Source organism: Tianweitania sediminis, assembly GCF_017813335.1.
Classification (GTDB): Bacteria; Pseudomonadota; Alphaproteobacteria; order Rhizobiales; family Rhizobiaceae; genus Tianweitania; species Tianweitania sediminis.
This window is the reverse complement of the sequence record NZ_JAGIYY010000007.1, coordinates 59,768-73,861: the sequence shown is the minus strand read 5'-3', so window position 1 is coordinate 73,861 and position 14,094 is coordinate 59,768. Positions and strand designations below refer to the sequence as shown.

Annotated in this window: 14 protein-coding genes; 10 read left to right on the top strand and 4 right to left on the bottom strand. The window is 60.5% G+C overall.

Translation table 11 applies throughout. The features are described 5' to 3' along the window. The first annotated feature begins 38 nt into the window (after positions 1–38). Genes J5Y06_RS17125 through J5Y06_RS17110 form a run of 4 tightly spaced genes read left to right on the top strand, consistent with a single transcriptional unit; the run spans position 39 to position 3,403 of the window. Entirely contained in the window at positions 39–938 is a 900-nt protein-coding gene (locus J5Y06_RS17125; protein WP_209336409.1) for a branched-chain amino acid ABC transporter permease, read from the top strand. Continuing rightward, positions 935–1,954, top strand: a complete 1,020-nt coding sequence (locus tag J5Y06_RS17120) for a branched-chain amino acid ABC transporter permease (RefSeq protein ID WP_209336408.1) — start codon at positions 935–937, stop codon at positions 1,952–1,954. Before J5Y06_RS17125 ends, J5Y06_RS17120 begins: the two co-directional genes overlap by 4 nt. Next, on the top strand, positions 1,947–2,690 hold the full coding sequence (locus tag J5Y06_RS17115; protein ID WP_209336407.1) for an ABC transporter ATP-binding protein: 744 nt from the start codon (positions 1,947–1,949) through the stop codon (positions 2,688–2,690). The genes J5Y06_RS17120 and J5Y06_RS17115 overlap by 8 nt, the downstream gene beginning before the upstream one ends. Then, complete coding sequence (locus J5Y06_RS17110; RefSeq protein WP_209336406.1) at positions 2,687–3,403, top strand: ABC transporter ATP-binding protein; 717 nt, start codon at positions 2,687–2,689, stop codon at positions 3,401–3,403. The genes J5Y06_RS17115 and J5Y06_RS17110 overlap by 4 nt, the downstream gene beginning before the upstream one ends. Positions 3,404–3,465: 62 nt before the next feature. Here J5Y06_RS17110 and J5Y06_RS17105 read toward each other — a convergent pair whose 3' ends face one another. Both J5Y06_RS17105 and J5Y06_RS17100 read right to left on the bottom strand, forming a co-directional pair. Then, entirely contained in the window at positions 3,466–4,899 is a 1,434-nt protein-coding gene (locus J5Y06_RS17105) for an NAD-dependent succinate-semialdehyde dehydrogenase (RefSeq protein ID WP_209336405.1), read from the bottom strand. A gap of 37 nt (positions 4,900–4,936) precedes the next feature. Further along, positions 4,937–6,349, bottom strand: coding sequence for an FAD-binding oxidoreductase (locus J5Y06_RS17100; protein ID WP_209336404.1), 1,413 nt, complete (start codon positions 6,347–6,349; stop codon positions 4,937–4,939). A 258-nt stretch (positions 6,350–6,607) separates the two neighbouring features. On the opposite strand from J5Y06_RS17100, the gene J5Y06_RS17095 reads away from it, so the two are divergent. The 3 genes from J5Y06_RS17095 to J5Y06_RS17085 are packed head-to-tail and all read left to right on the top strand — an operon-like array spanning position 6,608 to position 9,516. After that, entirely contained in the window at positions 6,608–7,354 is a 747-nt protein-coding gene (locus tag J5Y06_RS17095) for an electron transfer flavoprotein subunit beta/FixA family protein (protein ID WP_209336403.1), read from the top strand. Positions 7,355–7,373: 19 nt separating this feature from the next. Beyond that, positions 7,374–8,303: an electron transfer flavoprotein subunit alpha/FixB family protein gene (locus J5Y06_RS17090; protein WP_209336402.1), complete on the top strand. Its 930-nt coding sequence runs from the start codon at positions 7,374–7,376 to the stop codon at positions 8,301–8,303. 1 nt (position 8,304) lies between these two features. Further along, on the top strand, positions 8,305–9,516 hold the full coding sequence (locus J5Y06_RS17085) for a CaiB/BaiF CoA transferase family protein (RefSeq protein WP_209336401.1): 1,212 nt from the start codon (positions 8,305–8,307) through the stop codon (positions 9,514–9,516). 104 nt (positions 9,517–9,620) lie between these two features. Here the strand turns inward: J5Y06_RS17085 and J5Y06_RS17080 are convergent, their stop codons facing one another. Beyond that, complete coding sequence (locus tag J5Y06_RS17080; protein ID WP_209336400.1) at positions 9,621–10,115, bottom strand: NIPSNAP family protein; 495 nt, start codon at positions 10,113–10,115, stop codon at positions 9,621–9,623. Between the two features lie 30 nt (positions 10,116–10,145). Between J5Y06_RS17080 and J5Y06_RS17075 the strand changes: the two genes are divergently transcribed. After that, positions 10,146–11,219 (top strand): acyl-CoA dehydrogenase family protein, encoded by a 1,074-nt coding sequence (locus J5Y06_RS17075; RefSeq protein WP_209336399.1) that lies wholly within the window; start codon positions 10,146–10,148, stop codon positions 11,217–11,219. Positions 11,220–11,285: 66 nt separating this feature from the next. Here J5Y06_RS17075 and J5Y06_RS17070 read toward each other — a convergent pair whose 3' ends face one another. Next, on the bottom strand, positions 11,286–12,170 hold the full coding sequence (locus tag J5Y06_RS17070) for an NmrA family NAD(P)-binding protein (protein ID WP_209336398.1): 885 nt from the start codon (positions 12,168–12,170) through the stop codon (positions 11,286–11,288). Between the two features lie 68 nt (positions 12,171–12,238). Between J5Y06_RS17070 and J5Y06_RS17065 the strand changes: the two genes are divergently transcribed. Further along, positions 12,239–13,150 (top strand): DMT family transporter, encoded by a 912-nt coding sequence (locus tag J5Y06_RS17065; protein WP_209336397.1) that lies wholly within the window; start codon positions 12,239–12,241, stop codon positions 13,148–13,150. Positions 13,151–13,162: 12 nt separating this feature from the next. Next, positions 13,163–14,050, top strand: a complete 888-nt coding sequence (locus J5Y06_RS17060; RefSeq protein WP_245248015.1) for an SDR family NAD(P)-dependent oxidoreductase — start codon at positions 13,163–13,165, stop codon at positions 14,048–14,050. The last annotated feature ends 44 nt before the right edge of the window (positions 14,051–14,094 follow it).

Genomic DNA, 14,094 nt, shown 5'->3' with positions numbered 1-14,094 from the left:
GCCAACCGTCGATCGTCATTCGCAAGGACTGATCCAATATGCAGCTGTTTCTTCAGGCCCTGGCCTCGGGGCTGGTTGTCGGCGCAATGTATGCGCTGATAGCCGTGGGCTTCTCGCTTGTGCTGGGAACCTTGAAGGTGGTCGACTTCGCCTATGGTGCTTATGTGGTGCTTGCCGGGTTCATCACCTACTGGGCGAGCACCAACATCTTCACCGGGCAGACCGTGTTCGACGCCATCGCCTGCATCGTGCTGGCGATGGCGGTGTCGGCCTGCCTTGGCGGGTTCGTGTGGGGTGTGCTGCTGCGCAAGCTGCTGGAGCGGGATCACCTGCCGCAGCTTGTCGGGACGATTGGCATCTCCGTCATCATCGGCGGCGCGCTGCTGACCAAGTTCGGCTCGGACATTGTGCTGTCGCACTTCCCGTTCGCTCAGTCGACGGTCAGGCTCGGGCCGACCTATCTGAGTTCCGGGCGAATTTCGGCCGGCATCGTCGGCATCGCGACGTTGATCCTGTTCATGTACATGCTGAACACCCGCTACGGCCAGATGATCCGGGCCACCGCAGCCGATCCGAAAGGCGCGGCGCTTGTGGGCGTCAGGGTGTTCCGCGTGCGCATCGCGACGGTGTCGATTGCCGCGGCGCTCGGCGGACTGGCGGGCGGTCTGCTTGTCCTGTTCATGCCGCTGGCTCCGGCGGATTCCAACAAATACATCCTGATCGCGTTTTTTACGATTGCGGTCGGCGGTCTGGGCAGCCTGCGCGGCGCGATGATCGCGGCCTTCCTCGTGGCGCTCGTTGAGATATTCTCGCAGACCTACATGCCGAACATGATCAAGAACGCCGTGCCATACCTGTTCGTCGGCCTGTTCATTGCCTTCGTGCCGCAGGGCCTTGGCAACCTCAAGCTCAACCTCGGTCTTGGAAAGAGGGCATGACGATGACGCCTGCGTCCAATCCTTTCCTCGGCACTGCCGCGATCATCGTCGTCGGCATCGTTTGCCTGCTCGCGCCGTCACTGAACCTGACGACCATCGATTTCCTCATCGGCTTTGCCGTTTACGCAGCGCTTGCCGTCAGCTGGAACTGGGTCTGCGGGCTTGGCGGGCTGATCAACATGGCGCATATCGCGTTCTACGCGATCGGGGCATACAGCTGCGCCATTGCCGTCGCCAAGCTCGGCCTCCATCCGATTGTCGGCATCGTTGCAGGTGTCGTCATCACCGCGTCCCTCGCCGGCATCGTGAGCTATCTGAGCTTCCGCCTGCAGGTGTCGGAGCTTTACTTCGCTCTGCTCACCCTGATGCTCGCGGACGGCATCGGCGCGCTCAGCCGGGGCTTCGAGAACGAGTATTCGCTCGGCGGCGTCTACCTTCCGTTCGTGAACGACCCGCTGCGCTTCGCGTTCCTCGACAAGGTCTATTATTACTACGCCCTCATTGCTCTGGTCATCGCGCTGTTGCTGCTCCAGCATTGGGTCACCCGGAGCAAATGGGGCCTGCTCATCGCTGCCGCCAAGGACAGCGAGCGCGCCGCTTCTTCGCTCGGCGTGCCGGTGGTCAGGATCCTGACATCGGTAGCGGTGGCAAGCGCGATTCCGCCCGCCATCGTCGGCTCCATCTTTGCTTTGAGTTCGCTGTACGTAACGGCTGACAACGTCTTCCTGTTTGAGCTGCTTCTGGCGACGGTCATCGCAACGGTCATCGGCGGGCTGGGCACGCTCTGGGGGCCGTTCCTCGGAGCGCTTGCCATCACGCTGATCCACGAACTTATCCGCAGCGGCGTGGGCGTGACCGACGTGGTCGGCCTGACGGACATGGTCTACGGCGCTATCCTGGTGTGCATCGTCGTGCTCTTCCCTGGTGGCCTGATCGGCGCGTTCAGGTTCGTTCGTGACCTCTTCTCCCCGAAACCCCGAAACGCTGTTCTTGATGAGAAACACTCCGATGCCTGAAGCGCCTGTTTTCGTTGCTGAGAATGTCAGCAAACGGTTCGGCGGTCTGATCGCTGTCGATAAGGTTTCGCTCGAAGCGCACGCCGGTGAGATCCTTGGCATCATGGGTCAGAACGGCGCCGGCAAGACCTCGCTGTTCAACACCTTCGCCGGCATCTATGTCGCGGACGGTGGGCGCATGACGCTCAACGATGTGGATGTGACCGCACTTCCGGCGTGGCGCCGGTCGATTGCGGGCATCGCGCGCACCTTCCAGATCCCGCAGCCGATCTGGTCCCTGTCGGTCTGTGAAAACGTGCAGGTCGGCCTGATCGCGCATGGCAAGTCCAAGGCAGAATCGGCCGAGATCGCGGAAGAGACGCTTGTCGGTCTCGGCCTGCAGGCGAAGTTGAAAAGCGATCCGGGCGATTTGACACCGGGGCAGTTGCGCCTGCTCGAATTTGCGCGCGCGGCGTCGCTGCGGCCGAAACTGCTGCTTCTGGACGAGGTCTTCGCGGGTCTTAGCCTTCCCGAGCAGCAAAGCACCGCGGATGTGGTGCGCAAGCTGCGGGACAGCGGAATCGCAATCATCTGGATCGAACACAATGTTCGCCTGATGATGGAACTCGCCGACCGTATCGTGGCGATGGATCACGGCCACAAGATCGGAGCCGGCACACCTTTGGAAGTGGCGAGGAACCCTGATGTCATCCGCGTCTATCTTGGTCGCCAGGCTGCAGATGGAAAGAAGTCATGATTGAACTAAAAGGGGTTTCCTCGGGCTATTCGGTCGTCACCGTCCTTCAGGACATCAACCTCGCTTTTTCCAGCGGCGACCGGGTGGGCCTGATCGGTCCGAACGGGGCGGGCAAGACCACGCTCCTTGAGACAATCGCAGGCTTCGTGGCCCGTCGCAGCGGCACCATCACCTTCGACGGGCGCGACGTCAGCAGCCTGAAGCCGGAACAGCGCGCCGAGCTTGGCATCGTACTCGTCACCGAGAAGCGGAACCTGTTCACCGACATGACCACGGCGGAAAATTTGAAGCTCGGCAGATGCGCTGCGCCGGCCAATCTGCGATGGGACCGCGCCAAGGTCGATGAAGTGACGGAGCGCGTGCTGACGCTGTTTCCCAAGCTCAAGGTTCTTCACAACCGTCCGGTCGGCGTGCTGTCCGGCGGTGAGCAGCAGATGGTGGCAATTGGCCGGGCGCTGATGGCCGAGCCCAAGCTCCTGATGCTCGATGAACCTTCGCAGGGGCTGGCGCCGCAGATCGTGGAAGCCGTCTACAACGCAATCGACTCCATCAGCACGGACATGACCGTTCTGCTTGTCGAGCAGGATCTTCAGATCGTCGCGAAGACAACGCGAAATGTCTACATCATGATCAATGGACGAATTCGCCGGATATCTGATTCGGAGATCGACGACGAAGCCCTGATGACCCGAGAAATATTCGGAATAGAGTAGACCCGCCTAAAAGACAAAAAGCCCGCAGATCCTGCGGGCTTTGTTTTTCGCGGTGCAGTTTCTCACATTTCGCTTATCGACTTCGTGTGCAGGAATGCGTCGAGACCTTCGATGCCGCCCTCGTGACCGTAGCCGCTTTCCTTCACGCCGCCGAACGGTGCTTCGGGTGTCGAGATCAGCAGCGTGTTGAGGCCGATCATGCCCGCTTCCACCGCTTCGCCCAGGATGATCGTGTTCGACGTGGACCGGGTGAACGCATAGGCGGCGAGCCCGTAAGGCAACCTGTTCGCCTGTGCGATGGCATCGTCAATGTCGCTGAACGGATTAACGACCGCCACCGGGCCAAAAGGTTCGGTGTTCATGATCGCCGCGCCGGTGTCCACATCGCTGATGACAGTGGGCTGCCAGAAATTCCCCTGATTGCCGATCCGCGCACCGCCGGTGCGCACCTTCGCACCGCGTGACGAGGCGTCGGAAACGAGTTCGTCCATGGCCTGGATGCGCCGTGGATTTGCGACCGGTCCCATTTGCGTGCCGGTGTCCAGGCCATTGCCGACGGCCAGTTGCGATGCGGCGTTGGCGAATGCGTCCGCAAATCGCTCATGCGCGGTTTCCTGCACGTAGAAGCGGGTGGGGGAGATGCAGACCTGACCGGCATTGCGATACTTGCCGGCCACTACCGTCTTCACCACCTGATCGATATCCACGTCGTCGAAAACCAGCACGGGAGCGTGGCCGCCGAGTTCCATCGTGTTGCGCTTGACGCCCTCCGCAGCAAGCTTGGCGAGTTGCTTGCCGACAGCGGTGGAGCCCGTAAAGGTGATCTTGGCGATGATCGGCGAAGCGATCAGATGCGTCGAGATTTGCGACGGAACGCCGAACACCATCGACAGCACGCCGGCGGGCAGACCTGCCTGTTCCAGCGCTTCCGCAATCGCAATTGCGGTCATCGGAACTTCTTCGGACGGCTTGACGATGCAGGAGCATCCGGCGGCGAGGGCGGCTGCGATTTTGCGCGCCGGGCCCATCGCGGGGAAGTTCCAGGGGGCGAAGGCGGCAACAGGTCCGACCGGCTGGCGGATCGTCAGTTGCCGCTGGTTCTGGTTGCGCGCGGGGATGACGCGGCCATAGGCGCGGCGGCCCTCTTCGGCAAACCAGTCGAATGTATCGGCTGCAACGGCAACCTCGATGCGCGATTCCGGAAGCGGCTTGCCCTGTTCCCTGGTCATCAGCGTTGCGATGGCTTCCGCCTTGCTGCGGATGATGTCGGCTGCCTTGCGCAGCACCTTCGAGCGCTCGAAAGCCGTAACGCGGCGCCAGACTTCAAAACCGTTCTTCGCCGCTTCCAGCGCATCGTCCAGATCCTGCACCGTTGCGTAAGGGACAAGCGCGATGGTCTCGCCCGTTGCCGGATTGATCACGGGTTCCAGATGTCGGCCTTCGTTGCGCCATTCGCCCGCGACGAAGAGCGAGAGGTTGGTCGGAGTGGTGGTCATGGCATTTCCTCGGTTCGTTTGTTGTTCTGTGGGCCGGTCAGAGGCGTTCAGGGATCAGCTTTCCGGGGTTCATGATGTTGCCCGGATCAATCGCTTCCTTGATCGTCCGCATCAGCTCGATGGCGGCGTCCCCATGTTCCTCGAGCATGTATTTGCGTTTCATCTGCCCGATGCCGTGCTCGCCCGAGCATGTTCCTTCCATCTCGAGCGCGCGCTCCACCAGCCGGTGGAGGAAGCCTTCGACGGCGGCGAGTTCCGCTTCGCTGTCCATATCGACCAGCGGCACGACGTGGAAGTTCCCGTCGCCCACATGGCCCGCGATCGTGGCGATCAGCCCGGTTTCGCGAATGTCGCGCTGCGTAGCCTCGACGCATTCCGCAAGGCGCGACAACGGCACGCAGACATCTGTCGCAACGGTTTTGGCCCCCGGCCGCAGCACATTGCATGCCCAGAAGGCGTCATGACGGGCGGTCCAGAGCCGGTTGCGATCTTCCGCAGCGGTGGCCCATTCGAACCGTCCGCCGCCCAGACCGGCGACGATTTCGCCAAAGCGTTCTGCCTGCTCGACGACGCCCTTGTCCGTGCCCTGGAATTCGACGAACAGCATCGGCACTTCGGGCAAGTCCAGCTTCGAGTAGATGTTGCAGCCCTTGACCTGCATCTCGTCCATCAGTTCGACGCGCGCGATGGGGATGCCCGACTGGATCGTCTGGATCGCCGCATCGCAGGCCGACCTGACATCGGGAAAGGAGCAATAGCCCGCGGAGATTGCCTCGGGGATGCCGTGCAGCCTCAATGTAATTTCCGTCACGATGCCGAGCGTGCCTTCCGAGCCGATGAACAGCCGCGTGAGGTCGAACCCGGCCGAGCTCTTCTTGGCCCTCGATCCGGTCCGCACGACCTCGCCATTGGGCAGGACCAAGCGCAGTGAAAGCACATTGTCCTTCATGGTGCCGTAGCGAACCGCATTGGTGCCGGACGCCCGCGTGCCGACCATGCCGCCGATGGACGCATCCGCTCCGGGGTCAATCGGAAAGAACAGGCCCTTGTCGCGCAGATATTCGTTGAGTTCCTTTCGGGTTACGCCGGGCTGGACGACACAATCCAGATCCTCGTCATGAACCGCCACAATGGTCTTCATCCGCGACGTGTCGACCGATACGCCGCCCAGCGGGGCGTTGATCTGGCCTTCGAAAGAGCTGCCGGCGCCAAACGGAATGATCGGTATGCCGTACTCACTGCAGATGCGCACGATGTCCACGACCTCCTGCTCGCTCTCCGGGAACGCGACCGCATCGGGCGGCTGGCTGACGGCCCAGGCGATGCTGTTGGCGTGCTGGCGGCGCAGCGAGTCGTTTGTGGTGAAACGCGCGTCAAGCATGTCGGACAAGGCTTTGAATGCCTGCTCGAACGAGGGCTTTGGGCGTTTGTCAAAAGCGGTGACGGCCATTTCGATATCCAATACACGGCAAGCCAAGTGATGGCGGGCGAGATTATCTAACATTTGTTCGAATGCAAGAGCGACGAAAATTTTCGGGTCGGTGAGAAAGGCGCTTGCAATTTTCTAACAAAAGTTAGAATTTGCCGACGCTGGAGGAGCCAATGCCCTGCGAGGAGGATGCATTCAATCATTGCGACGCCAATGCGCATCGGGCGCCAGCGCCGCCGCGAAGGGCGCGCTAAGTTTTTCTGGAAAGGAAATGGACGCATGAGAGTTCTGGTTCCCGTCAAGCGGGTTGTCGATTTCAATGTGAAGATCCGCGTCAAGCCGGATGGCTCCGGCGTCGATCTGGCAAATGTCAAGATGTCCATGAATCCGTTCGACGAGATCGCGGTGGAAGAGGCGATCCGGCTGAAGGAAGCCGGCAAGGCGAGCGAGATCGTCGTCGTTTCGATTGGCCCGGGGCAGGCGGCGGAAACGCTGCGCACCGCGCTTGCCATGGGTGCTGACCGCGCCCTGCTGATCAAGACGGATGCGGTGGTGGAGCCGCTGGCGGTGGCCAAGCTGCTCAAGGCGGTCGTTGCCGAGGAGAAGCCGGAACTGGTCATACTCGGCAAGCAGGCAATCGACGACGACGCCAACCAGACGGGGCAGTCGCTGGCCGCGCTGCTGGGCTGGGCGCAGGCGACCTTCGCGTCGCAACTCGAGCTTGAGGGCGGTTCCGCAAAGGTCACGCGTGAGGTCGATGGCGGTCTCCAGGACATCGAGGTTAAGCTGCCGGCCGTGTTGACCGTGGACCTGCGCCTCAACCAGCCGCGCTATGCATCCTTGCCGAACATCATGAAAGCGAAGAAGAAGCCGCTGGACGAAAAGGCGGTTGAGGATTTCGGCATCGACGTCAAGCCACGGCTTGCGGTGCTGAAAACCGAGGAGCCTGCATCGCGCAAGGCGGGCGTCAAGGTCAAGGATGTTGCGGAACTGGTTTCCAGCCTGAAGTCCGCAGGCGTCCTGTAAGGAAGAAAGGAAAATTCGAATGGCTATTCTTCTTGTTGCCGAACATGACAATGCCTCGCTGTCCGACCAGACCGGCAAGGCCCTTTCAGCAGCCCTGAAAATCGGCTCCGATGTCGATGTGCTGGTTGCGGGCAAGGACGCCAAATCGGCTGCCGATGCGGCTGCGCGGCTGGCGGGCGTTCGCAAGGTCCTGCTGGCCGAGGCCGGCGAACTGGCCGAGCGGCTGGCGGAGCCGACCGCGGCGCTGATCGTCGGGCTTGCCGCGAACTACGACACCGTGATTGCGGCGGCGACAAGCACGGGCAAGAACGTGCTGCCGCGCGTTGCCGCACTTCTGGACGTGGCGCAGGTCTCGGAGGTCATCGAGATCGTCGCGCCCGACACGTTCAAGCGCCCGATCTATGCGGGCAACGCCATCCAGACCGTGCAGACGAGCGATGCAAAAAAGGTCATCACGGTGCGCACCGCTTCCTTCGCGGCGGCGGCTGAAGGCGGCTCCGCAAAGGTCGAAAGCATTCCGGCGGTTGCCAACCCCGGCCTGTCGAGCTTTGTCGAGAACAGATTCTCCAAGAGCGAGCGCCCGGAACTCAATTCCGCGAAGATCATCATTTCGGGTGGCCGCGCACTCGGTTCAGCGGAAAAGTTCAACGAGGTCATCCTGCCCGTCGCAGACAAGCTCGGCGCGGCGGTCGGCGCAAGCCGTGCTGCCGTCGATGCCGGCTATGCGCCGAATGACTGGCAGGTGGGACAGACCGGCAAGGTCGTCGCGCCGCAGCTTTACATCGCGGCAGGCATTTCCGGCGCGATCCAGCACCTTGCGGGCATGAAGGATTCACGCATCATCGTGGCGATCAACAAGGACGAGGAAGCGCCGATTTTCCAGGTGGCAGACTACGGCCTCGTCGGCGATCTCTTCACCGTGCTTCCCGAACTTGAAAAGGCTCTGTAACATGACAGGCGCTCTCGCCGGGGTGCGCGTCATTGACCTGACGCAGATGCTTGCCGGTCCTTACTGCACCATGATGCTCGCGGATCAGGGCGCAGAAGTTATCAAGATCGAGCCGCTGGGTGGCGATCCCACCCGGCATTTCGGTCCGTTCCGCGAGGATGATAAGGACCATCATTTCGGCGGCTATTTTCAGAGCACCAATCGCAACAAGCTCAGCGTTGCGCTTGATCTGAAATCGCCGCAGGGCAAGCAGGTTTTCGTTCGTCTGGCGAGCGGCGCAGATATTGTCGTGGAGAATTTTCGCGCCGGCGTCATGGACCGGCTGAAGGTCGGCTACGAAACGCTTGCCGCTGAAAATCCGCGTCTGGTCTATGCCGCAATTCGCGGCTTTGGCGATCCGCGAACGGGTGCCAGCCCGCATGTGGACCGGCCAGCATTCGATGTGGTGGCACAGGCGATGGGCGGCGCGATGGGCATTACCGGTCCCGATGCGAATACACCACTGAAAATCGGGCCGGGCATTGGCGACATATTCCCGGCGGCACTTGCATCGTTCGGCATTCTCGCCGCCTTTCATCACGCGCAGCGAACCGGGCAGGGCCAGTTTGTCGATGTCTCCATGTATGACGGCATCGTCTCGCTGTGCGAGCGCATCATCTATCAATATTCCTACACCGGAAAGTCGCCCGTTCCGGAAGGCAACCAGCATCCGATCCTTTGCCCGTTCGGCACCTATCCGGCTCTCGACGGTCAGGTGACGATCGGGTGTCCGCGCGATTCCTTCTGGGTTGAACTGACCGCAATCATGGGCAGGCCGGAACTTGCCACCGATCCACGTTTCCGCACGAACAATGATCGGCTGGCGCATCGCGCCGAGACGGTGGGCATCGTCCAGGAATGGACGAGCAGCCGCACCAAGGCGGAGATTGAGGCAGAACTCGGGCTGCGCGTGCCGTTCGGTCCGGTCAACACCGCTGCCGATATTTACGCCGATCCGCATATGGCTGCACGCCAGATGCTGGCCGAGGTCGAGCATCCCGGTTCTGCAACGCCCGTGACGATTGCGTCCACGCCGATCCGCATGACTGCGACACCCGGCGGCGTGCATAGCCGTGCGCCGCTTGCGGGCGAGCATACCGATCTGGTGCTGCGCTCCGTCGGCTACAGCGATGCGGAAATCTCGGCACTCAAGGCTTCCGGCGCAGTCGCGTAACGCTGCTCTTTGCTGTCATTGCCGAGCTATCCCTTATCGTTTCGGCGATGCGGAAGGCCGGAGCCTCCCGCATCGCAGCGCCTGGGAGGATGCGCTTCGGATATTCAGCGGATTGGTGAGAACTTCGTCGGAAGCAGGATTTCCGTTTCCATTTTCTGGATCAGCGGCGTCGCCTTGGGCGCGAAGGCGATCCATCTCGGATCGGCATAGAGGCGGGCGCGCTTTTCATCACGCTCGGCCATGCTGGCATAGCCCCACAGGCTAACCGCCTGATTGAGCATGCCGATATCTGTGGTGAAATAGCCGATCAGCGGCAGGTAGCTGGTGTGAACCTCAAAGGCTTCCTTCTCGTACAGCGTCAGAAATTCCGCCAGCTTGCCCGGATGGAAGGTGTAAGTGCGCTTTTCTACGATCATTGGAATTCCCCTGTGCTGAGCATAATACAGCCGCGTGATCTCAAAATCAAACAATTGTTCGAAATTATTGCCTCTATCGGATAACATGTTAGAGAGGTGGCTGAACACGGCGGCGGCGGCGATCGCCGGAAGGCATTCAGGGAGAAGATCGTGATCGAGCGGACATTGTTTTCTGAGGAACATGAGATTTTCAGGGCGTCTGTGAGACGCTTCATGGAGGAGGAACTCGCTCCTCATCATGAGGGATGGGAAGAAAAGGGCGAGGTGCCGCGCTGGGCGTGGAAGCGGGCGGGTGAACTGGGCTTTTTGTGCACAGCTATACCCGCCGAATCCGGCGGTGTGGGCGCGGATCGCCGCTATGCCATCATCCTCATGGAAGAACAGGCGCGTTTGAACCTGACCGGCCTCGGCTTTGCGCTGCATTCAGATATCGTCGCGCCCTATATCGATCATTACGGCACGCCGGAGCAGCAGCAGCGCTGGCTGCCGAAAATGGCCAGCGGCGATTATATTTCCGGTATCGCCATGACGGAGCCGGGTGGCGGTTCGGACTTGCAAGCCATCCGCACGACAGCGGTGCGCGAGGGCGACGAATATGTAATTTCCGGCCAGAAAACATTCATCACCAATGGCCAGACGGCGGACCTGTTTCTTGTCGCCTGCAAGACCGATCGTGCGCAGGGCGCGAAGGGCATCAGCCTGATCGTGGTCGAAGCGGACAGGCCGGGCTTCGAGCGCGGGCGTCGCCTGAAAAAGCTCGGAACCAAGGCGCAGGATACATCCGAACTCTTCTTCAACGAGGTTCGTGTGCCTGTTTCGAACCTGATCGGTGAAGAAGGCAAGGGCTTCGGCTATATGATGCGAGAGCTTGCATGGGAGCGAATGCATGTCGGCATCCAGGCGGTTTCCTGCTGTGAGGCCGCACTTGACTGGACGATTGAATATACCCGCAACCGTCATGCTTTCGGCAAGCCGGTTATCGATTTCCAGAACTCGCGCTTCACGCTGGCGGAGATGAAGACGGAAGTGCAGGTCGGGCGCATCTTCCTCGACCGCTGCCTTGAACTCGTGCTGGAAAACAAGCTCGACACTACCACTGCGGCGATGGTCAAGCTGTGGACCAGCGAGATGCAGGGCAAGGTTCTGGACGCACTGCTACAGCTTCACGGCGGCTACGGCTTCATGTGGGAGTATCCGATTACCCGCGCCTATGCCGACGCCCGCGTGCAGCGCATCTATGCTGGAACCAATGAGATCATGAAGGAACTGATTGGGCGGACTTTGTAGGCATATCGGCTCCCATCGGCCGTCATCCTTGGGACAAGCCCGAGGGTGACGGCCGAGAGGGTGATCTTACCCAGCGGCCGGAAGTTCGCCGAGCCGTGTGGTTGCGAAGTCGCGCCAGTCTATCGGCTTGCGACCGATGAGCGTCTCCACATTGTCGAAGGTTGCGCCAGCCTCTGCAAATTCGCCTGACTCGATGGCCGCTATGCCTTCAGCAAGGCTTTTCGCATAATTTGCTTCCGCACCCTGTCTCTGCATCACCGGGAAAAGCTCCGCAGCCGGGCGCGGCATATATGTAACCTGTCTGCCGGTGACTTCCGACAAGACGGCAGCTAGCTCATTGAAAGTCACCGCTTCGACTGCGAGCGGATAGGATTTGCCCTTGTGAGCCTGCGGATTGCGCAGCGCTTCGGCAGCAACCGCTGCCATATCGTCGGATGACACGAAGGATGCGCGGCGATCACCGATGAAATGGACGAGTCGGTCCGGGCGGCGAGCGAATCCGTTCCAGACGGTGTCCATGAAGAAGTTCGGATGCAGATGCGTCCAATCGAAGCCCATTGCTTCGGTCGCGCGCTCGATAAGCTGATGCCATGCGAAATGCGCGTGCGGCGTGTCGGGCGCGGCGAATGCACCCAGATGCACGATATGGCGCACGCCTTCGGCCTTGGCTGCATCCAGCAGACGCTTGGCCTGCACCAGCATATCCACCGAATAACCAGTGAGCAGGAATACCGAATCGACGCCTTTCAGCGCCGGGCGCAAGGTGGAAACATCGTCGAAATCGAAGCTGACCGGCGCAAATCCGGCGTCACGCAGCTTGTCTGCGCCTTCTGAACTGCGCGCCGCTCCAAGCAACTCGACCTTGCCCGCTTCGGCATCGGCCTTGAGGGCGCGCAAAGTGGCCCCGCCCACCGTTCCGGTGGCTCCTGTAATCAGAATACGATGTGCCAAAGCGTCCTCCCTGCTTGACTGGAGATAAATTCTAACGAATGTTCGTTTCTATACGGGGAGGAGCTATCATGTCCAGTGGCACAGCGACGGTGCAGCGTTTCGGCAAGCCGGGCGCGACTGAGTTTATACTGCTTGGCGTTCTCAGTACCGCCTGGGGTTCATCCTATATGTTCACCAAGGTTGCGGTGGCCGAGTTCTCGCCGATATCGCTGGTTGCGATTCGGATATTCATCGCCGCCATCATCATGTGCTGCATACTAACAGCCCGAAATGGCTGGCCTCGTCTTACCCGTAGGGATTTGGCAGCGTTTGCATTTTTGGGTTTTATCGCCAATGCCTTGCCGCTGACCCTGATCGCCACTTCCGTGTCCTATGTGGACTCTTCGGTGCCAGCCGTGACAATGGCGCTTGTGCCACTGATTACCGCGTGCTTCGGGATATTGCGCAAGGAATATCCCGACTGGCGCAACGTGCTTGGCATAATCGTCGGGCTGGCAGGAATTTTGGCGCTCTTTGGCCCGGATGCATTCACCTCGTTCGGTTCGAGTGCGAAGGGGCTGCTTGCCGCCAGCAGTGCGGCCGTTGTGTTTGCGGCATCCTTGTTTGGCATGGCCTTGGTGCGCCATCATAATTCCTTCACCACCACGACACTCATCCTGATTTTCGCAACGTTCTGGATGATTCCGGTTGCGTTGTTGGTGGATGGATTACCGCCACATTTACCCACACATGCGGTGATGGGCGCTGTGCTCGTGCTGGCGACCCTGAACACGGCGATGGGAAATCTTTTGTTGTTCGCTCTGGTCAGCCGCGCCGGTCCAGCCTTCACATCCTACAATAATTATCTCGCGCCCGTCGCCGCCGTAACCTGCGGCGTCGCGTTTCTCGGTGAAGCGCTAACCTTGCGAGCGGTCGTAGGTATCATTCTTGTCTTGCTGGGCGTCGCCATATCCACACTTCGCCGCCGCGCCGGAGCGTGAAAAACTGCAAGTTTGAAGCGGGAGACATCAATTTCGCACTTGCACGATTTTCGAACGGGTGTTAGGTTTTATTTGATCGAGGCCCACCTCAGGCAGGGCCGCCTTGCGTCAGCGAGGGGAGGAGGAGAGAGTAAAATGCTTCGTCTGGAAGGGAAGAATGCCGTCGTTACTGGCGCGGCAAACGGTATTGGGCGCGCTTCCGCGCTGCGCTTTGCCTCTGAAGGCGCGAATCTTGCCATTCTCGACCTCGACTCTGATGGGTTGGAAGCGGTGGCCGAGGAAGCCCGCGCGAAGGGCGCGAAGGGCGCGAAGGTACTGACAATTGCCGGCGACTGCACGGCAGAAGCGTTTATCACCGACTCGTTCGGCAAAATCTATCAAGAGTTCGGTTTCGTCGATGTGCTGATGAACAATGTCGGCCAAAGCGCGCGTGAGCGCGCGTCGGAATTCTACAATTCGAAGCCTGAGGTCTGGAGCTTCGTCCTGAACGTTTCGCTGTTCTCGACACTGCTTGCCTCACGGCAGGTTGTCCCTTCGATGCGTGAGGCCGGCAAGGGCAAAATCGTCAATGTCGCATCCAATGCCGGTTTGGCTGGCGAAGTTGGCATCAGCGAATATGCCGCGGCCAAGATGGGCGTAATCGGTTTCACCCGGTCGCTTGCCCGCGAACTGGCGCCTTTCAAGGTCAATGTGAATGCAGTCTGCCCCGGCGTTACCAAGACGCGGGTGATCGACCGCATTCCTGAAGACATTCTCGAGAAGATTCGGGTTTCGATACCGCTCGGCTTCTTTGCTGAGCCGGAGGATATCGCGGCGGCTGCCGCTTTTCTGGCCAGCGATGACGCCCGCTACATGACCGGTCAGTCGGTCGTTGTGGATGGCGGACGCTGGATGATCTGATCCGCTCCCACGGATCGAAGGCAACAAATAAGAGGTCAGGTTAG

Bases quoted from the DNA above. Each gene is read 5' to 3' on its own strand.
- J5Y06_RS17120 (WP_209336408.1), top strand. From the start codon at position 935: ATGACGATGACGCCTGCGTCCAATCCTTTCCTCGGCACTGCCGCGATC.
- J5Y06_RS17095 (WP_209336403.1), top strand. From the start codon at position 6,608: ATGAGAGTTCTGGTTCCCGTCAAGCGGGTTGTCGATTTCAATGTGAAG.
- J5Y06_RS17105 (WP_209336405.1), bottom strand. From the start codon at position 4,899: ATGACCACCACTCCGACCAACCTCTCGCTCTTCGTCGCGGGCGAATGG.
- J5Y06_RS17080 (WP_209336400.1), bottom strand. From the start codon at position 10,115: ATGTTCCTCAGAAAACAATGTCCGCTCGATCACGATCTTCTCCCTGAA.
- J5Y06_RS17100 (WP_209336404.1), bottom strand. From the start codon at position 6,349: ATGGCCGTCACCGCTTTTGACAAACGCCCAAAGCCCTCGTTCGAGCAG.
- J5Y06_RS17075 (WP_209336399.1), top strand. From the start codon at position 10,146: ATGGAGGAGGAACTCGCTCCTCATCATGAGGGATGGGAAGAAAAGGGC.
- J5Y06_RS17085 (WP_209336401.1), top strand. From the start codon at position 8,305: ATGACAGGCGCTCTCGCCGGGGTGCGCGTCATTGACCTGACGCAGATG.
- J5Y06_RS17065 (WP_209336397.1), top strand. From the start codon at position 12,239: ATGTCCAGTGGCACAGCGACGGTGCAGCGTTTCGGCAAGCCGGGCGCG.
- J5Y06_RS17125 (WP_209336409.1), top strand. From the start codon at position 39: ATGCAGCTGTTTCTTCAGGCCCTGGCCTCGGGGCTGGTTGTCGGCGCA.
- J5Y06_RS17115 (WP_209336407.1), top strand. From the start codon at position 1,947: ATGCCTGAAGCGCCTGTTTTCGTTGCTGAGAATGTCAGCAAACGGTTC.
- J5Y06_RS17090 (WP_209336402.1), top strand. From the start codon at position 7,374: ATGGCTATTCTTCTTGTTGCCGAACATGACAATGCCTCGCTGTCCGAC.
- J5Y06_RS17110 (WP_209336406.1), top strand. From the start codon at position 2,687: ATGATTGAACTAAAAGGGGTTTCCTCGGGCTATTCGGTCGTCACCGTC.